This window comes from Sphingomonas sp. GM_Shp_2 (genome assembly GCF_026540875.1).
In the GTDB taxonomy this organism is placed as follows: Bacteria; Pseudomonadota; Alphaproteobacteria; order Sphingomonadales; family Sphingomonadaceae; genus Sphingomonas; species Sphingomonas carotinifaciens.
Map to the genome: position 1 here is coordinate 58,241 of NZ_JALNUQ010000002.1, position 17,995 is coordinate 76,235.

20 protein-coding genes are annotated in these 17,995 nt (G+C 68.9%); 13 read left to right on the plus strand and 7 right to left on the minus strand.

The window, feature by feature from the left end; translation table 11 throughout:
• Positions 1 to 17 precede the first annotated feature (17 nt).
• Entirely contained in the window at positions 18 to 956 is a 939-nt protein-coding gene (locus tag OXR08_RS18665; RefSeq protein ID WP_267347240.1) for a methyltransferase, read from the plus strand.
• 39 nt (positions 957 to 995) lie between these two features.
• Here the strand turns inward: OXR08_RS18665 and msrA are convergent, their stop codons facing one another.
• A complete protein-coding gene (gene msrA, locus OXR08_RS01070; RefSeq protein WP_112381528.1) occupies positions 996 to 1,535 on the minus strand; it encodes a peptide-methionine (S)-S-oxide reductase MsrA in 540 nt (179 codons plus the stop codon).
• 56 nt (positions 1,536 to 1,591) lie between these two features.
• Between msrA and galE the strand changes: the two genes are divergently transcribed.
• Both galE and OXR08_RS01080 read left to right on the plus strand, forming a co-directional pair.
• Positions 1,592 to 2,629 (plus strand): UDP-glucose 4-epimerase GalE, encoded by a 1,038-nt coding sequence (gene galE, locus OXR08_RS01075; protein ID WP_267347241.1) that lies wholly within the window; start codon positions 1,592 to 1,594, stop codon positions 2,627 to 2,629.
• A gap of 1 nt (position 2,630) precedes the next feature.
• Positions 2,631 to 3,509: a CoA ester lyase gene (locus tag OXR08_RS01080; RefSeq protein ID WP_267347242.1), complete on the plus strand. Its 879-nt coding sequence runs from the start codon at positions 2,631 to 2,633 to the stop codon at positions 3,507 to 3,509.
• A 211-nt stretch (positions 3,510 to 3,720) separates the two neighbouring features.
• Here OXR08_RS01080 and OXR08_RS01085 read toward each other — a convergent pair whose 3' ends face one another.
• Entirely contained in the window at positions 3,721 to 4,380 is a 660-nt protein-coding gene (locus tag OXR08_RS01085; protein ID WP_267347243.1) for a phosphatase PAP2 family protein, read from the minus strand.
• Between the two features lie 56 nt (positions 4,381 to 4,436).
• Between OXR08_RS01085 and OXR08_RS01090 the strand changes: the two genes are divergently transcribed.
• Both OXR08_RS01090 and OXR08_RS01095 read left to right on the plus strand, forming a co-directional pair.
• Positions 4,437 to 4,580 carry a hypothetical protein gene (locus tag OXR08_RS01090; protein ID WP_160146730.1) on the plus strand — a complete coding sequence of 48 codons (144 nt, stop codon included), beginning with the start codon at positions 4,437 to 4,439 and terminating at the stop codon, positions 4,578 to 4,580.
• On the plus strand, positions 4,580 to 4,774 hold the full coding sequence (locus tag OXR08_RS01095) for a hypothetical protein (RefSeq protein ID WP_112381524.1): 195 nt from the start codon (positions 4,580 to 4,582) through the stop codon (positions 4,772 to 4,774). The genes OXR08_RS01090 and OXR08_RS01095 overlap by 1 nt, the downstream gene beginning before the upstream one ends.
• Positions 4,775 to 4,777: 3 nt before the next feature.
• Here the strand turns inward: OXR08_RS01095 and OXR08_RS01100 are convergent, their stop codons facing one another.
• Positions 4,778 to 5,674, minus strand: a complete 897-nt coding sequence (locus tag OXR08_RS01100) for an L-threonylcarbamoyladenylate synthase (RefSeq protein WP_267347244.1) — start codon at positions 5,672 to 5,674, stop codon at positions 4,778 to 4,780.
• A gap of 77 nt (positions 5,675 to 5,751) precedes the next feature.
• Between OXR08_RS01100 and OXR08_RS01105 the strand changes: the two genes are divergently transcribed.
• The 4 genes from OXR08_RS01105 to OXR08_RS01120 all read left to right on the plus strand — a co-directional run bounded on the left by OXR08_RS01105 (position 5,752) and on the right by OXR08_RS01120 (position 9,978).
• Positions 5,752 to 7,485 (plus strand): acyl-CoA dehydrogenase, encoded by a 1,734-nt coding sequence (locus OXR08_RS01105; protein WP_267347245.1) that lies wholly within the window; start codon positions 5,752 to 5,754, stop codon positions 7,483 to 7,485.
• 145 nt (positions 7,486 to 7,630) lie between these two features.
• A complete protein-coding gene (locus OXR08_RS01110; RefSeq protein ID WP_160146729.1) occupies positions 7,631 to 8,443 on the plus strand; it encodes a sugar phosphate nucleotidyltransferase in 813 nt (270 codons plus the stop codon).
• Positions 8,444 to 8,445: 2 nt separating this feature from the next.
• The gene (locus OXR08_RS01115) at positions 8,446 to 9,099 is read left to right on the plus strand and encodes a PIG-L family deacetylase (RefSeq protein WP_267347246.1); all 654 of its coding nucleotides are present in this window, start codon (positions 8,446 to 8,448) and stop codon (positions 9,097 to 9,099) included.
• 60 nt (positions 9,100 to 9,159) lie between these two features.
• Positions 9,160 to 9,978 carry an arylamine N-acetyltransferase gene (locus OXR08_RS01120; protein WP_112381519.1) on the plus strand — a complete coding sequence of 273 codons (819 nt, stop codon included), beginning with the start codon at positions 9,160 to 9,162 and terminating at the stop codon, positions 9,976 to 9,978.
• Between the two features lie 37 nt (positions 9,979 to 10,015).
• On the opposite strand, the gene OXR08_RS01125 is transcribed toward OXR08_RS01120, so the two are convergent.
• Positions 10,016 to 10,372, minus strand: coding sequence for a GntR family transcriptional regulator (locus tag OXR08_RS01125; protein ID WP_112381518.1), 357 nt, complete (start codon positions 10,370 to 10,372; stop codon positions 10,016 to 10,018).
• Between the two features lie 38 nt (positions 10,373 to 10,410).
• Positions 10,411 to 10,989, minus strand: a complete 579-nt coding sequence (locus OXR08_RS01130; protein ID WP_267347247.1) for a nitroreductase — start codon at positions 10,987 to 10,989, stop codon at positions 10,411 to 10,413.
• 135 nt (positions 10,990 to 11,124) lie between these two features.
• Here OXR08_RS01130 and OXR08_RS01135 point away from each other — a divergent pair, with 135 nt between their 5' ends.
• On the plus strand, positions 11,125 to 12,720 hold the full coding sequence (locus tag OXR08_RS01135) for a peptide MFS transporter (protein WP_112381516.1): 1,596 nt from the start codon (positions 11,125 to 11,127) through the stop codon (positions 12,718 to 12,720).
• Between the two features lie 38 nt (positions 12,721 to 12,758).
• Here OXR08_RS01135 and OXR08_RS01140 read toward each other — a convergent pair whose 3' ends face one another.
• Positions 12,759 to 13,751, minus strand: coding sequence for an aldo/keto reductase (locus tag OXR08_RS01140; RefSeq protein ID WP_267347248.1), 993 nt, complete (start codon positions 13,749 to 13,751; stop codon positions 12,759 to 12,761).
• Positions 13,748 to 14,995 (minus strand): cation:dicarboxylase symporter family transporter, encoded by a 1,248-nt coding sequence (locus OXR08_RS01145; protein ID WP_267347249.1) that lies wholly within the window; start codon positions 14,993 to 14,995, stop codon positions 13,748 to 13,750. Before OXR08_RS01145 ends, OXR08_RS01140 begins: the two co-directional genes overlap by 4 nt.
• A 75-nt stretch (positions 14,996 to 15,070) precedes the next feature.
• On the opposite strand from OXR08_RS01145, the gene glmM reads away from it, so the two are divergent.
• The 3 genes from glmM to OXR08_RS01160 are packed head-to-tail and all read left to right on the plus strand — an operon-like array spanning position 15,071 to position 17,853.
• Complete coding sequence (gene glmM / locus OXR08_RS01150) at positions 15,071 to 16,411, plus strand: phosphoglucosamine mutase (protein WP_112381513.1); 1,341 nt, start codon at positions 15,071 to 15,073, stop codon at positions 16,409 to 16,411.
• Between the two features lie 48 nt (positions 16,412 to 16,459).
• Positions 16,460 to 17,245 (plus strand): bifunctional hydroxymethylpyrimidine kinase/phosphomethylpyrimidine kinase, encoded by a 786-nt coding sequence (gene thiD / locus OXR08_RS01155; RefSeq protein WP_267347250.1) that lies wholly within the window; start codon positions 16,460 to 16,462, stop codon positions 17,243 to 17,245.
• Complete coding sequence (locus OXR08_RS01160) at positions 17,245 to 17,853, plus strand: ribonuclease HII (protein ID WP_149681195.1); 609 nt, start codon at positions 17,245 to 17,247, stop codon at positions 17,851 to 17,853. The genes thiD and OXR08_RS01160 overlap by 1 nt, the downstream gene beginning before the upstream one ends.
• The last annotated feature ends 142 nt before the right edge of the window (positions 17,854 to 17,995 follow it).

Consider the following 17,995-nt stretch of genomic DNA (forward strand, 5'->3'; position numbering starts at 1 on the left):
ACGCCACGCAAGGGGAAGTGGCCTGGTTCTCGCCCGAGCGCCGCGCCGCATTGCTGGTGCTGCTGCGCGCGCTGGACGCGCGTGACTATCGCTTCGTGACGGCGACGCCGGCGACGCATGCCCGCGTGCTGAAGCGCCCGACGCGCCGGATCGCCGGATCGCTGCGCGACATATTGGGCTGGAGCCTGCCGTTCACGCGCGACGTGGTGGATGCCGACATGATGGCGCTGCTGGAGGCGGCGGGCGCGGTTCGGCCCCTGGGTGGGGAGCGTTATGCACCGACCCTGCGTGCGTCGACGGTGGAGGGACATCTGTTCCTGCATTCCGCCTATCCGACCCTTGCCGAGGATTCGGTGTTCCTGGGACCGGACAGCCACCGTTTCGCGCAGTTCATCGCGGCCGGCATGGCGCCCGATGCGCGACGGGTGCTGGATTATGGGGCCGGGGCGGGCGTGGGCGGGATCACCGCCGCGGCGCGGACCCGGGACGGGCACCTGACGCTGGCGGACATCAATCCCAAGGCGCTGTTCCTGGCGGGCATCAATGCGGAGCATGCCGGGTTGCGACATGCCTGCATGCAGGTGCAGGCGCCGCGCGATCTGGATGCCGGATATGACCTGATCGTCACCCATCCGCCGTTCATGATCGACGAAGGCCGACGTGCCTATCGCGATGGCGGCGATCTGTACGGGGCACGGCTGTCACTGGAATGGGTGATGCAGGGCAGCGCGCTGCTGGCACCGGGCGGGCGCCTGATCCTGCATACCGGCGTGTCGATCGTGGAAGGGCGCGACGTGCTGCTGGATGCGCTGCGCGAGCGCCTGCCGGCGACGGGGTTCGAACTCGACTATCGCGAGCTGGACCCGGACATCTTCAGCGAGGATCTGGACCAGCCCGGCTATGGCGAGGTGGAGCGCATCTCCGCGATCGGGCTGATCCTGTACCGGACGGCGTGACGGCTGCCGCCCCCCCGGATGCGGGAGGGCGGCAACGGGTCAGGCGGTGACCGCGCGCGAGCGGGCGGCGAAGCTCTTGCGCAGCTTTTGCAGCTTGGGCGGGATCACCGCCATGCAATACGGGTTCGAACGGCCCGAGGTTTCCCAATAGTCCTGATGGTAATCCTCCGCCGGATACCATTCGGCCATCGGTTCGATGGTGGTGACGATGGGCTTGGGCTGGTCGGCCTGGTTCCGCTCGATCGCCGCCTTCATCGCCGCTTCCTGTTCGGGCGAGGCGGGGAACATCGCCGAGCGATACTGGGTGCCGACATCGTTGCCCTGGCGGTTCAGCTGCGTCGGATCATGCGTGGCGAAATAGATGTCGAGCAGATCGTCGAGAGCAAGCTGTTCGGGATCGAAGCCGATGCGGATCGCCTCGGCATGGCCGGTATCACCGCCGCACACCTGCTTATAGGTCGGGTTGGCGACGCTGCCGCCGATATAGCCGCTTTCGACCGACTCTACGCCGATCACGTCCTTGAACACCGCCTCGGTACACCAGAAACAGCCGCCGGCGAGTGTCACATAGTCGGTCATGGAATAACTCCTTGGTCTTTGCGCTTAGATAAGAAGCCGCTACCGCGAGGCAATCCATGGACGGCCAAGGGAGTGACGGGCGGATGAGCGACACGCGGTTGAGCGGCAAGGTGATGGTCACCGGCGGCGCAGGCTATATCGGCAGCCATGCGGTGCTGGCGCTGGCCGATGCCGGCTACGACGTGGTGGTGGTCGACAATCTGGTCACCGGCTTTGCCTGGGCGGTCGATTCCCGCGCGACGCTGGTCGAGGCCGACGTGTCCGACATCGAGACGATCCGCACCACGATCCGCGAGCACGGCGTGCGCGCGATCATGCACTTCGCCGGGTCGGTGGTGGTGCCCGAGTCGGTCAGCGATCCGCTGAAATATTATCGGAACAACACCGCGGCGAGCCGCGCGCTGATCGAGGCGGCGGTGGCCGAGGGCGTGCCGCATTTCATCTTCTCGTCGACGGCGGCGACCTATGGCACGCCGGAGCGGGTGCCGGTGCAGGAGGGCGATCCCAAGGCGCCGATCAATCCGTACGGCATGTCGAAGCTGATGACGGAGATCATGCTGAAGGACATCGCGGCCGCGCATCCGATCAACTATTGCGCGCTGCGCTACTTCAACGTGGCGGGGGCCGATCCGGCGGGCCGTTCGGGGCAGTCGACGGTGGGGGCGACGCACCTCATCAAGATCGCGGTCGAGGCGGCGACGGGCAAGCGCGGCCATGTCGGCGTGTACGGCACCGATTTTGCCACGCGCGACGGGACGGGCGTGCGCGATTACATCCACGTATCGGACCTGGCGGCGGCGCATGTCGCGGCGCTGGAACTGCTGGTGGCGGAGCCGGGCGAGAGCCATACGCTGAACTGCGGCTATGGTCGCGGCTTCTCGGTGCTGGAGGTGCTGGACGCGGTCGACCGGGTGACCAACATGACGATCGAGCGCCGCATGGAAGGGCGCCGCGCGGGCGATCCGGCAGAGCTGGTCGCCGACAACGGCGCGATCCTGGCGGCGCTGCCCTGGCGGCCGGAGCGCGACGATCTGGACGGGATCGTGCGCGATGCGCTGGCCTGGGAGCGCAAGCTGGCCGAGATGGGCAAGTAAGGTGCGGCTGCGCTCGCTGTTGTTCGTGCCTGGCGATCGCCCCGATCGCATGGCCAAGGCGTGCAACAGCGGCGCGGACGCGCTGATCCTGGACCTGGAGGATGCGGTCGCCCCCGCGGCCAAACCGGCAGCGCGGGAGGCGGTGGCGGCGTTCCTGCGCGAACCGCGCGATGGCCGGCCGGCGCTGTTCGTGCGGATCAATCCGCTGGACGGCGAACTGGCGGAGGAGGACCTGGCCGCGATCCTGCCCGCGGGGCCGGGCGGGCTGGTGCTGCCCAAGGCGGAGGGGGCGCGGACACTGGCGGCGCTGGACGCGCGGTTGAGCGGCGAGGTGGCGATCCTGCCCATTGCGACCGAGACGCCGGCGGCGATCTTTCAACTGGGCAGCTATGCCGGGGTGACGCCGCGGCTGGCGGGGCTGACCTGGGGGGCGGAGGACCTGCCCGCCGCGATCGGGGCGGCGACCTCGCGCGAGGCGGATGGCGGCTATACCGCGCCCTATCAGATGGCCCGGTCGCTGACCCTGTTCGGAGCGCATGCCGCGGGCGTGCCGGCGATCGAGACGGTGTATCCGGACTTTCGCGACCTGGACGGGCTGGCGGCCTATGCCGCGCGGGGGCGGCGCGACGGCTTTACCGGCATGATGGCGATCCATCCGGCGCAGGTGGCGGTGATCAACGCCGCCTTTACCCCGAGTGCGGAGGAACTGGCGGCGGCGCAGGCGATCGTCGATCTGTTCGCCGCCAATCCGGGAGCGGGCGCGCTGCAACTGAACGGGCGGATGGTGGATGCGCCGCACCTGAAGGCGGCGCGCGCGCTGCTAGAGCGGTTTCCGACCGATCTGCGTCATCATGATTGCATCAGGAAGGCTGCTGGCTAGGAGCGGCGCGAAGCAGGGGCTGGTCGGCCCCTGCGAGCGTCGCGACGACGTCCAGCGGCCTTCCTGATGCAACCCCTTCGGGGCGGGCCGATTTTGGCCCAGGGCCACGTCGCTCGTCGGTCACGATGCCCCGGCATCGCTCCGCTCCTCGCTTCTTGCCCTGAACCAAAATCGGCTCCGTCACGACGGCGCAGATCGGTCGGAAACCGCTCTAGCGCTCGCCGCCGATTGAGGCGCGGGCGCGCTCGGTCGCCCACCACCAGGCGAGCGCCCACAGCGTGCCGAACGACCAGCCGGCGAGCACGTCGGTCGGCCAGTGGACACCCAGATAGATGCGGCTGAGCCCGATCGCGCCGACGAGCAGCACGGCGACCACGACGGTGTAGGTGCGCGCCGCCGACTGTCGCAGCACCTGTGTCGAGAGGGCGGCGACCGTCAGATAGACGGTGGCGCTGTTGGCGGCGTGGCCGCTGGGGAAGCTAGCATTGGTCACGGTGACGAAATGATCGACCAGATCGGGGCGGGCGCGACCGGCCCATGCCTTGATCGCATCCACCGCCATGCCGCCGCTGATCGAGGCAGCGAGGACCGCCAGGGCGGTGAGCCACAGACGCTGCACGAGCAACAGCCCGGTGACCGCGATCACCACGAGGGTGAGGATCACGGCGCCGCCAAGCGCGGTGACGTCCTTTGCGACGCGCGGCAGCCATGACGGCCCACCCCATGCCCGCAAGGAGACAAGGATCGCGTGATCGAAGGCGAAGGACCAGCGATCCACCGCCAGCCCGACCAGAAGGACGAGGCCGAGTGCGACTGCGGCGGCGGCGATGCCGGCCAGGGCGGGGGGCAGGGTGCGGGCGCGGCGGATCATGCGGCTCCAACCCCCGTTCCGTGCGTTGAGGATGCAATCATAACAGGAGAGCGATCATGGCCGATCCCCAGTTCCCAGCCAATGACGACCAGACCACAGGCGAGAATGTTGCAAGCAAGAACGAGCCCGCCGAGCGCGAAGGCGGCGAATCGCTGGAAGAACAATTGACCGAGGATCTGAGCGTGCAGGGGGGCGAGTGATGGCGCCTCCGACCCGGCCCAACGACGATGACGGCGAACGCGCGGTGACCGGTGCGCCGATCGGCAGCAGCGCGGGATCGCGCGAAGCGGTGACGGGCGACGATCAGGGACCGGGCGAGGTCGGCGGAACGGACGACTATCCCGCGGATGGCAGCACGCCGGCGCGGGGCGACTCGGTGCCGCGGAACGATTGACGATCACGGATGCGCGGCGCGGCGCAGGCGGTCGTTGATCGCCTCGCCAATGCCGTCCATCGGGATGGGCGCAACCGCGATGCGCATCGATGCGGCGGCGTCCGCGCGGTGGAGTGCGGCGAACAGATTGGCCGCGGCCTCCAGCGGGTCCCCGGTGGCCGACAGCGTTTCATCGCCACCGACCGGACCATAGCCGATCAGCCATTCGTCCGCGTCGGCCCCGACCGCGTTCAGGCGGAGCGGCTTGGCAGGGGCGTAGTGGCTGGCGAGCTGGCCGGGCGCGGTGATGACGGCGGGATGCTCGGCGCCGCGGCTGACGCTGCCCAGCACGCTTTCCAGCATGGCGGCGGTGACGGGGCCGGGGCGCAGGATGGTGCGGCCGGCGACGATGGTGGATTCAAGGCCGGCAGGGGTAGCGCCGTCGTCGAGGATCAGGGCGGCGGCGCCCAGGCTGGCGGCGACGTGTTCGGCGGTGGTGGGGCTGATGCCGCCGCTGGCGTTGGCGGAAGGGGCGGCGAGGGGGACGCCGCAATGTTCGAGCAGCGATTGCATCGCGCGGTGGCGGGGGACGCGGAGTGCCACCGTGTCGAGCCCGGCCGTCACCAGCGCGGACAGCGGCCCGCCGGCCCTGAGCGGGCGGACCAGGGTGAGCGGGCCGGGCCAGAAGGCGGTGGCGAGCGCATGCGCCTCTTCATCGAAACCGGCGAGGGTTTCGGCGGTGGCGAGATCGGGGACGTGGACGATCAGCGGGTTGAAGGACGGTCGCCCCTTGGCTGCATAGATGCGCGCGACCGCGGCGCCGTCGGTGGCGTTCGCGGCAAGGCCGTAGACCGTCTCGGTCGGCACCGCGACCAACCCGCCGGCCGCGACGACTCGGGCGGCCTCGGCCAATGCAGCCATGCCGTAGGGTAAGATGCTGGGATTTGGAGAGGCCATGGCGGGCGGCTATATCGGGTTCCAACCAGAGCGATAAGAGGATGCCGATGCCCTTCACCCCGATCACCGCCGAGCAGCGGTTCGTGCTGGACCATGTCGTGCGCGTGGGCGAGCTGGCCGCGACCGAGCGGTTCGCGGCGGCGAGCGACGATGTGATCGATGCCGTGCTGGAAGGGGTGGGCGCGTTCGCCGCGGGCGAATGGGCGCCGCTGCTGCGTGCAGGCGACACGGTGGGTGCGCGCTGGACGCCCGAGGGCGTGCGCATGCCGGACGGCTATGCCGAGGCCTACCGCGATTATGTGGACGGCGGCTGGGGCACGATCGGAGTGCCCGAAGCGCATGGCGGCCAGGGCCTGCCCTTTGCGATCCAGACCGCGGTGCTGGACACGCTGGGCACCGCCAACATGGCGTTCGCGCTGTGCCCGACGCTGACGGTGGGCGCGATCGAGGCGCTGGCGCATCATGGCAGCGCGGAGCAGCAGCGGCTGTACCTGCCGCATCTGGCGACGGGGGCATGGACGGGAACGATGAACCTGACCGAGCCGCAGGCGGGATCGGACGTGGGCGCGCTGCGCACCACCGCCACCCCGCGCGGCGACGGAACATGGCGCATCAAGGGCACCAAGATCTTCATCTCGTTCGGCGACCACGACATGGCCGAGAACATCGTCCATCTGGTGCTGGCGCGGACGCCCGATGCGCCGGTGGGCACCAAGGGGATCAGCCTGTTCCTGGTGCCCAAGTTCCGGCTGGACGCGGACGGCCGGCCGGGTGCGGCGAACGACGTGCGGGTGGTGTCGATCGAACACAAGATGGGGCTGCATGCATCCCCCACCTGCGTGCTGTCGTTCGGCGATCATGACGACTGCGTGGGCGAGCTGATCGGGCCGGAGCATGGCGGCATGCGCGCGATGTTCACGATGATGAACAATGCGCGGCTGAACGTCGGATTGCAGGGCGTGCAGGCGGCGGAAGCGGCGACGCAGGCCGCCGTCGCCTATGCGCTGGAGCGGGTGCAGTCGGCCCGCGCGGGCGGCACCTCGCGCGATGCGGTGCGGATCGTGGAGCATCCCGACGTGCGGCGCATGCTGATGCGGATGAAGGCGCAGACGCAAGGAGCACGCGCGCTGGTCTATTATGCCGCGGGGCAGGTGGACCGGGCGGGAGCGGGCGATGCGCGGGCGCGGGGCCGGCTGGAGCTGGTGACGCCGCTGGCCAAGGCGCATGGCACCGACCTGGGCAACGAGGTCGCCTCGCTGGGCATCCAGGTGCATGGCGGCATGGGTTACATCGAGGAAACCGGGGCGGCGCAGTTCTTCCGCGACGTGCGCATCACCTCAATCTACGAGGGCACCAACGGCATCCAGGCAGCGGATCTGGTCGGGCGCAAGCTGGCGCTGGGGCGCGAGGCGAGCGGGGGCGGGGTTTTTGCCGAACTGATCGCCGACATGCGCGACGAGGCGCAGGACGCACGGCTGATCGCCCTGATCGATGCCTGCGAGGCGACGGGACAGGCACTGGCCGACGCGTCCGCCGACGATCGGCTGGCGGCGAGCTACCCCTTCCTGACCATGGTGTCGGTCGCGACCTGCGGCTGGCTGATGGAGCGGCAGGGGCGGGCGGCGACCGGCGATGCGCCGTCCATGCGGATGAAGCGGGCGTGCGTGCGCTTCTATCTGGAGCAGATCGTGTCCGAAGCACTGGGGCTGGTCGCGGCGGCGCAGGCCCCGGCCGATGTGCTTTATGCCGTGGAGGCGGAGCTTTTTGCGGAATAACAGGTAGATAGACATCCGAAACTGGGTAAATCTTGATCGAGTTTAGTTCTTAACGGCTAGTCCGGTTGCGCGATTTGGCGGCCGGGTGAAACGGCATAGCGTGGCCCCTGCAAAGGTTTTCGAACCATGGATGCGGGGAGTGCAGATGAAGGTCGTCCTGTTCTGCGGGGGGATGGGCACGCGGATGCGCGATTTCGCGCCGACGACGCCCAAGCCCCTGGTCCATATCGGCGAGCGGCCGCTCCTGTGGTACATCATGAACTATTATGCCCATCACGGGCACCGCGAGTTCGTGTTGTGCCTGGGATACGGCGTCGAGGCGTTCCTGACCTATTTCCGGCAGTCGGGGGCGGTGCCGATGCCGACGGTGGCGGGCGATGCGGTGGGCCATACGTTCCGGCTGGTCGACGAATGGGGCGACGTGCTGACGGTATCGCTGGTCGATACCGGGCCGCTGACCAGCATCGGGCAGCGGCTGAAGGCGGTGCAGCGCTATGTCGCCGGCGAACCGGTGTTCCTGGCCAATTATGCCGATGGCCTGTCGGACGCGCCGTTGCCCGATATCGTGCGGGTGCTGGAGGGGCGCGCCGATACGGTGGGCGTGATGATCGCGGTGCGCCCGACGCAGAGCTTTCATTACCTGCACCACGACCATGACGGCGTGGTGACCGGGATCGAGGCGGGAACCGGCATCGACGTGCGCATCAATGGCGGCTTTTTCGCGTTTCGCGCCGAGATCTTCGATTATCTGGGCGATGACGACGATCTGGTGGAAGGGGCGTTCGACCGGTTGATCGGCGAGCGGCGGCTGCTGGCGTTTCCTTATGACGGTTTCTGGCGGGCGTGCGACACGTTCAAGGACGTGATGGCGCTGGAGGCGGCGCGGCTGCCGGAACCGGCGCCCTGGGAGGTGTGGCGCGGGGAAGCGACGGCGGACCGGCGGGAAGCGGTGGGCTGACCATGCTGGGCCTGGCGCTGGGCGCGGACCCGGCCGCACCGTTGCGGGTGCTGTGCCTGGGGGCGCATTCGGACGATATCGAGATCGGTTGCGGCGGCCTGTTGCTGACGCTGGCGGCGCGGCGGCCGGCCCTATCGGTACGCTGCGTGGTGTTCAGCGGCGGCGACGACCGTGCGGCGGAAGCGCGGGCGAGCATCGGCGACCTGCTGGGCCAAGCCGCCGTGGTGGAGCCGCATGCCTTTGCCGACGGGTTGTTCGCGCACCGGGCGCCCGCGATCAAGGCGGTGTTCGAGGCGATCAAGCGCGAGGCGGCGCCCGACCTGATCCTGACCCATCATGTCGGCGACCTGCACCAGGACCATGCGCTGATCGGCACGATGACGCGCAACACGTTCCGCGATCACCTGATCCTGGGCTATGAAGTGCCGAAATATGATGCCGACCTGCATCCGACCAACGCCTATCTGCCGCTGAGCGCGCAGGTGGCCGAGCGCAAGGCGGCGCATATCCATGCGTCCTTCCCCAGCCAGCAGGGCCGGCGATGGTTCCGGCCGGAGACGTTCCTGTCGCTGGCGCGGCTGCGCGGCATCGAGTGCAATGCGCCGGAGGGCTTTGCCGAGGGCTATCATGTGCCAAAGGCGGTGCTGGCGGTGTAGGGCGCGACGGCTGCCGGATTTGCTTTCGACAAGTGCGGCGGGGCGCGCTACCGGCGGGGCATGTTCGATCTCGACGCTTATCTCGCCCGGATCGGCCTGCCTTCGCGGGTCACGCTCGATGTGGAGGGGCTGGCGCGGTTGCAGCGCGCGCATCGCCTGTCGATCCCGTTCGAAAATCTGGACGTCGTGCTGGGCCGCGCAATCGCCATCGACAGCGACGGCGTGTTCGCCAAGCTGGTGACCGGGGGGCGCGGCGGATATTGTTTCGAGCAGAACCGCCTGTTCCTGGATGCGCTGGCGGCGCTGGGCTTTGCCGCCCGGCCGCTGCTGGCGCGGGTGTGGCTGGGCGCGGGAGAGGTGCCGCCGCTGACCCACACGTTCAGCCTGGTGACGATCGGCGAGCAGGAGTGGATCGCCGACCCCGGTTTTGGCGGCAGCTATGCGCCGCCGCTGCCATTGGTCGAAGGCGCGGAAGGGATCGCGCCCGATGGTGCACGGTTCCGGCTGGTGCGCGACGTGCAGCATGGCTGGATGCTGCTGCGCGACGGCGATGCCGCGACCACCGACGGGCGCGGGGGTGGTGAGGGGTTCCAGCCGCAATACAGCTTCACCACCGAGCGGGTGTGGGACGCCGACCTGGCGATGGGCAATCACTGGGCATCGACCGCGCCGGGCAGCCGGTTCACCAGCCTGCGGATCGCCAGCATCGTGCTGCCGCATGGTTTTGCGTCGTTGACCGACCTGCATTATCGGCGGCGGGCGGGCACCGAGCAGGCCGAAGGGGCGATCACCGACCTGCGCGTGTATCGCATGCGGTTGAGCCTGATGTTCGGGATCAACCTGGGTGCCGACGAAGTGGCGGCGCTGTTTCCGGGGTGAGCGGTAATACGCCCTCTCCCCCAAGGGGAGAGGGTATTTATGCCCGTTCGCGCTCCATCAGGTCGTTCAGGTCCAGGCCGAGCAGCGTGATGTGGTCGCGGATGCGGGGCCACTGGGTGTTGACAAAGGTGTCGCGCTCGGCGGCGCGCAGGCGCTCGGCCGCGCCCGCCAGCACGAACATGCCGACGCCGCGGCGGACCTCGACATAGCCGTCGTCCTGAAAGCTTTGATAGGCCTTGGCAACGGTGAGCGGGTTGGCGCCGTTCGCGGCAGCGAAGGCGCGGACCGAGGGCAACTGGTCCCCCGTGCGATAGGTGCCGTTGAGGATGCCGGCGGCAATGGTGCCGCGCAGGCGGATATAGACCGGGCTGTCCTCGCCGCTAAGTGCTGTCATGCTGAGTTAATACAGCATGCGAGCGGGTGAGTCGACGGTCAATCACCCCATTGTGAGACGAGGCGTTCCATATCGGGGCGGGGGCGTTCGTCGAGCGGGCGGCCGGGGGTGCCGATGAAGAAGAAGCCGACGATGCGCTCGGGCGCCTGGCCGAAGGCGTCGCGCACCACCGCCGAAAAGGCCGGCCAGCCGGTCAGCCAGCCGGCGCCGTAGCCGAGCGCGTTCGCCGCATGGAGCAGGTTCATGCCGACCGCCCCGGCGGACAGCTCCTGTTCCCACATCGGGATATGGCTGTCGGGCCGGGGGGCGGAGAGCAGCACGACCAGCGTGGGCGCCTGATGTGCGAACTGGTCGAGGGCGGCGATTTCGGTGGCGGACGCCTGCGGACGCTCGGCACGGTAGGCGGTGGTGATGACCTGCGACAGCCGGGCACGCTGGTCGTCGCCAACGATGACGAAGCGCCAGGGGGCGAGCTTGCCGTGATCGGGGGTGCGTGCGGCGATCGCCAGCATCTGCGCAAGATCGGCGGCATCGGGACCGGGGCCGATAAGGTCGCGCGGCTTGGCCGAGCGGCGCGTGGCGAGAAAGGCGAGGGGGTGCGAGCGGTCGTTGAGCATGTCACATCCTTACCGATCTACGCACGATGTTTACAGGCGCGGCTTTGCCGGCAGGTTTACAGGCGCGGCTTTGCCGCTAGGGTTCGGGCGTCCGGCACGTGGGGAGCGTGCCACCTGAATGGAGTGATCGCCCGTATGGCGAGTGCGTATGTGGCCGCAAGCCGCGGCAAGACGTTTCTGGGCCACCCACGCGGCCTGTTCCTGCTGTTCTTCACCGAAATGTGGGAGCGCTTTTCCTATTATGGCATGCGCGCGATCCTGGTCTTCTACCTGACCAAGCATTTCCTGTTCACCGACGAACCCGCCTTCGGCATCTACGCGGCCTATACCTCGCTGGTGTACGTCACGCCGGTGATCGGCGGCTATCTGGCGGATCGCTATCTGGGCGCCAGACGCGCGGTGCTGGCGGGCGGGATATTCATCGCCTTTGGCCATATCCTGATCGCACTGGTCGAAGGGCCGCAGGGTGCGCAAGGGGGCTATCTCAACGGCTTCTACCTGGCGCTCGCCTCGATCGTGGTGGGCACCGGCTTCCTGAAGGCCAATATCTCGGTGCTGGTCGGGCAGCTTTATGCGCGCGACGACGCCAGGCGCGATCCCGCCTTCTCGATCTTCTACATGGGGATCAATGTCGGCGGATCGCTGGGGCCGATCGTGTGCGGCGTGCTGGGCGAGACGGTGGGCTGGGCCTGGGGCTTCGGCGCCGCGGGTGTCGGCATGGTGCTGGGCCTGGTCGCGTTCATCTCGCTGAAGCACGAACTGCACGGCGCGGGCGAGGCGCCGTCGCTGCCGGTGCTGAAGGAGCGGGCGGTGCTGGGGCTGAGCCGCGAATGGGCGATCTACGCCGTCGGCATCCTGGCGGTGCTCGGGCTGTGGGTGCTGATCCGCTATCAGGAGGCGGTGGGCACGCTGCTGCTGGTGTTCGCGGCCGGCACGGTGGCGTTCATCCTCTACAAGGCGGTGTTCACGCTGGACAAGGTGGACCGCGACCGCATCTTCGGCGCGCTGTTCCTGATCGCGCTGTGTCCGCTGTTCTGGGCGCTGTTCGAGCAGGCGGGGTCGTCGCTGAACGTTTATACCGACCGGTCGGTGGATCGCACGATCCTGGGCTGGGAGGTGCCGGCATCGGCCTTCCAGTCGGTCAACGGCATCTTCATCATCCTGCTGGCCCCGGTCTTCGCCTGGCTGTGGACGGCGCTCGCCAAGCGGCGGCTGGACCCGAGCGCGCCGCTGAAATTCGGTATCGGCCTGATCGGGGTGGGTGCCGGCTTCCTGGTGCTGGTGGCGGGTGCCGCGGCCTATGCGGGCGCGCCGACGCCGGTGATCTTCATCTTCCTGGTCTATCTGATCCACACCATGGCGGAGCTGTGCTTCTCGCCGGTCGGGCTGGCGGCGATGACGCGGCTGTCGCTGCCCAGCATGACCGGGCTGATGATGGGTACCTGGTTCCTGGCGACGGCGGCGGGCAACTTCATCGCCGGCCTGATCGCGCAGGCGAGCGGCGGCGAGGGGGCCGGACCGGAAAAGGTGCTGGAGGTCTACGGTCGGATCGGCTGGTTCTCGATCGGGGTCGGCGTGGTCGTGCTGGTGATCTCGCCGCTGGTCGCGCGGCTGATGCATCTCGATCTGTTGAAGGAGGATGCCGGGCACGGACTGGCCGGCGAGGACGCGCTGGCCGAGCCGGCGGCGGCGGGGATCGATACGCGGGTCGAGAAGGCGCCGCGGCGGTGAGGCGTGGGGTGGGGCACGGCGCCCCACCCCGCGAACCGTCAGAGCCGGGTCATCGACAGGGCTTTTTCGCCGTAGCGCGGGCCCGCGGTGCCGCCGCGCGGGGCGGCCTCTTCGAGGCGTTGCAGGTCTTCGGCCGAGAGCGTGAGTTCGGCGGCGGCCATCGAATCCTCCATCGTCCGGCGCTGCTTGGCGCCGGGAATAGGGACGATGTCGTCACCTTGTGCGAGCAGCCAGGCGAGCGCGACCTGTGCCGGGCTGGCGCCGTGGGCGTCGGCGATGCTGCGCGCGACATCGACGATCTTCAGGTTCTGCCCAAAATTCTCTTCCGAATAGCGGGGGTCGTTGCGGCGATAATCCCCTTCGGGCAGGTCGTCGCGCGTCTTGATCTGGCCGGTCAGGAAGCCGCGGCCGAGCGGGCTGTAGGGCACGAACCCGATGCCGAGTTCGCGCAGGACGGGAAGGATGTCGCCCTCCACATCGCGCTCCCACAGCGAATATTCGGACTGGACCGCGGCGATCGGGTGGACGGCGGCGGCGCGGCGGATGGTGTCCGCACCCGCCTCCGACAGGCCGAGGCGGCGGACCTTTCCTTCCTCGACCAGTCGCGCCATCGCGCCCACCGTATCTTCGATGGGCACGTTCGGGTCGACGCGGTGCTGGTAGAAGAGATCGATCGTCTCGACGCCGAGGCGGCGCAGCGAGCCCTCGCAGGCACGGCGGACATTGTCGGGGGTGGAATCGACCCCGGTCATGCCGTTCTCGTCATAGCGGAAGCCGAATTTGGTCGCGATGACGACGCGGTCGCGCCGGCCGCGGACGGCGCGGCCGAGCAGTTCCTCGTTGACGAGGGGGCCGTAGATTTCGGCGGTGTCGAACAGGGTGACGCCGAGATCGATCGCACGCTGGATCGTCGCGATGCCCTCGTCCGCATTCGCCTCGCCATACATGCCGCGGCCGATGCCAGCCATCGGCATGCAGCCGAGGCCGAGTGCCGACACCTCGAATTCCGGGCCAAGGCTGCGATATTTCATGGATGTCCCTCATGGTCGGTCGTGCCGCTGAGGTGCGAAACGGTTGCGGTGGCGGCGAGGTCCATGCTGACATTGCCGAGTGTGCGGAAGATGTCCGGAAAGGTCTCGATGGCGATGAGCAGCCCCAACGGTGCGATGGGCACGCCGAGCGCCTGACAGACGGGGGCGATCGAGGCGTAAAAGGTGATCTGCGCCGGCAGGCTGACCGAGCCGAGCGAGACCAGCACGCCGACGAACACCGCCGAGGCGAGCGCGCCCGGCGTGATCGCGATGCCGAACCAGTGGGCGATATAGACGGCGATGCCGATGTTCATCGCCGGCTGCGTGCCGCGCAGGATCGCGACCGCGAGCGGCAGCACCATGCCCGCGGTGGACTCCGCAATGCCGAGGCGCCGGGCGCCCTGAAGCATCGCCGGCAGGCTGGCGAGGGAAGATTGCGTGCTGATCGCCACCGCCTGCGCCGGCGCCAGCGCACGGGCGAAGCGGACGATGCCGATGCGACCGCCGACCAGCGCCAGGGCATAGGCCATCAGCATGACGAGCACACCGATCGCCGAGACGATCAGAACATAGTGCGCCAGCGCGCCGAAGGCCGCGGTGCCGGCGCGGGCGCCGACGACGAGGGCCAGCGCGAAGACGCCGATGGGGGCGAGGCGGAGGACCCATTCGATCAGGATCAGCATGGCGTCGCGGATCGCGGTGAAGAAGTCGATCAGGCGCGCGCGCGGCGCTTCGTCGAGGCGGGTGATGGCAAAGGCGAAGGCGAGGGTGAAGACGATCAGCGACAGAAAGGCGTTGTTCGCCGCGGCGCTGACCACGTTGGTCGGCACGATCGATGCGATGAACTCGCCCAGCGGTGGCGGCGGCGCGACGGAGGCTGCATCGGTGAGAGCGGCGCGCAAGGCTGCGGCGGCGGCCTGCGGCACCGGGAAAAGGTCGAGCAGGAGGGGGCCGGCGAGAGCGGCCATGGTGCCGGTGGCGGTGACGGTCGCGACGAACAGGATGATCGCGCGCGCCGCGATCCGGCCGGCGCGGGCCGCCTGCGCGGTGGCGGCGACGCCGGTGACAAGCAGCGAGACGACAAGGGGGACAACCGTCATCTGGAGCGCGTTGAGCCACAGCGTGCCGAGCGGCTGGCCGATCGCGACGGCATAACCGGCGGCAACGGGTGAGATGCCGGCGATGGCGACGCCCGAAAGCAGGCCGATGACGAGGCAGAGAAGGATCAGGGGGGCTCGCGACATGCTCGCTCTTTGCAGGATTGGCGGCTAACGCACCGCAACGAGGATCAACCCCTAGCTCCGCGGACGGGAGGCGGCATGGCAAGAAAATATTTCGGCACCGATGGTATTCGCGGGGCGACCAACAGCGGCGCGATGACCGCGGCGATGGCGATGAAGGTCGGCATGGCGGCCGGCGCCTATTTCCTGCGCGGCGACCACCGCCACCGGGTGCTGATCGGCAAGGATACGCGCCTGTCCGGCTATATGCTGGAATCCGCGCTGGTCGCGGGCTTCACCAGCGTCGGCATGGACGTGATCATGGTCGGCCCGCTGCCGACCCCTGCGGTCGCGATGCTGACCCAATCGATGCGCGCGGATATCGGCGTGATGATCTCCGCCAGTCATAATCCTTTTGCCGACAATGGTTTGAAGCTGTTCGGGCCGGATGGCTACAAGTTGTCGGACGAGGCCGAGGAGGCGATCGAGGCGATGATCGACGGCGAGGTGCCGCTGGTGCCGTCGAGCCAGATCGGGCGGGCGCAGCGCATCGACGACGCGCAAGGGCGCTATATCCATTTCGCCAAGTCGACCTTCCCCGAAAAGCTGCGGCTGGACGGTTTGCGCGTGGTGATCGATTGCGCGAACGGTGCGGCGTACAAGGTCGCGCCCGCCGCCCTGTGGGAACTGGGCGCGGACGTGGTCGCGATCGGCGTCAGCCCCAACGGCACCAACATCAATGCCGGCGTCGGATCGACCGCACCCGCGACGCTGGCCGAGACGGTGGTGGCGAGCGGCGCGGACATCGGCATCGCGCTGGACGGCGATGCGGACCGGCTGATCGTGGTGGACGAACAGGGCCGGGTGGTGGACGGCGACCAGCTGATGGCGACGATCGCCACCAGCTATGCGCGCGCCGGGCGGCTGGCCGGCGGCGGGTTGGTCGCCACGGTGATGTCGAACCTGGGGCTGGAGCGGCATCTGGCGGCGCAGGGGCTGGGGCTGGTGCGTACCAAGGTGGGCGACCGGCACGTGCTGGAGGCGATGCGGGCGCGCGGCTTCAACGTCGGCGGCGAACAGTCCGGGCATATCATCCTGTCCGACTATGCGACCACCGGCGACGGGCTGGTCGCGGCGTTGCAGGTGCTGGCCGAGGTGAAGCGCGCGGGCGCGCCGGCAAGCGAGGTGCTGCACCGGTTCGAGCCGTTGCCGCAACTGTTGAAGAATGTCCGCTTCGCCGGGGGCAAGCCGCTGGAGGCGGATAGCGTGAAGGCGGTGATCGCCGAGGCGGAGGCCGAGTTGCAGGGTCGCGGCCGGCTGGTCATCCGGCCATCGGGCACCGAACCGGTCATCCGCGTAATGGCCGAAGGCGACGACCGTGCGCAGGTGGAGCGCGTGGTGGACCGGATCTGCGATGCGGTGCGCGTGGCGGCGGGCTGAGACGCCTGCCGCTTGCGGGCGGGATGGGGGAAGGGCATGGCGGGAAACATGATCTCCGCTGCGTCCCTTCCCCGCATCCTCGTCGTCGCCGGGTCCGATTCCGGCGGGGGCGCCGGTATTCAGGCGGATATCAAGACGATCACGATGCTGGGTGGTCATGCGATGACCGCGATCACCGCGATCACCGCACAGAATACGGTCGGCGTGCAGGACGTGCATCCCGTGCCCGCCGACATGGTGGTGCGGCAGATGCGATCGGTGCTGGACGATCTGGGCGCGGATGCGGTGAAGATCGGGATGATCGGGTCGGCCGCGACCGTGCATGCGGTGGCCGATGTGCTGGAGCCGCTGAACCTGCCGGTCGTGTTCGACCCCGTGATGATCGCGACCAGCGGATCGGTGCTGGCCGATGCCGAGACGATCGCGGCGTTCGCGCGCCTGATGCGCCTCGCCGCGCTGGTGACGCCCAACCTGCCCGAACTGGCGGCGCTGGGCGGCGAGGCGGCGGTGCGCGCAAGCGGCGCGGCGGTGCTGGTGAAGGGCGGACACGGCGAGGGACCGGTGATCGAGGACCGGCTGGTCGCCGCCAATGGCGCGGAGACGCGCTGGACACATGCGCGGATCGATACGCGGCATACGCATGGCACGGGATGCACGCTGGCGAGCGGCATCGCGGCCGGGCTGGCGGCGGGGCTGACGCTGGACCGGGCGTGCGACCGGGCCATCGCGTTCGTGCAGGCGGCGCTGGCCGCGGCACCGGGGCTGGGCGCGGGGCATGGGCCGATGGGGCATGCGCTGGGCACCGTACCCTTCGACGCGGTGGGGCCGCGCTGATGCCCAAGCGCAACCATGATGCAGCGTGGGGGCCCCTGGTCGCCGGGGTCGACGAGGCCGGGCGCGGGCCGCTGGCCGGGCCGGTGGTGGCGGCGGCGGTGATCCTGCCGGCCAAGGGCGTGCCGCGGGGGCTGGACGATTCCAAGAAGCTGACGGCCAAGGTGCGCGCCGAGCTGAGTGCGCGGCTGCACGAATGTGCGCGGGTGGGGATCGGCATCGTCGAGCCCGAGGAGATCGACCGGCTGAACATCTATTGGGCGACGATGAAGGCGATGACGCTGGCGGTGGACGCGCTGTGCGCGGATGGCGGCTGCGCGCCCGGCCATGTGCTGGTGGATGGCAACCGCCTGCCGCGCTGGAGCTATGTCGCGACCGCGATCGTCGGTGGCGACGCGAAATCGCCGGCGATCGCCGCGGCCTCGATCGTCGCCAAGCACCGGCGCGACACGATCATGATCGCCGCGTCCGAATCACATCCCGAGTATAACTGGCACTCGAACAAGGGGTACGGGTGCCGCCATCACATGGCGGCGCTGCGCGAATATGGGCCGACGCCGCTGCACCGGCGCAGCTTTGCGCCCGTGGCGCAGGCTTCTCTGCCGCTTTGAGTCCGTAGCGACACACCCCCATCGGTTGGGGTGACGACCAAAGCCTGACTCAACATGTGGCCCCAAACACCTTTCGTTCCGTCGCGACTCGCGCGAATCCGCCGAGTCGCGCATTGAATCAGCGCTTGACGGATGACTCCGC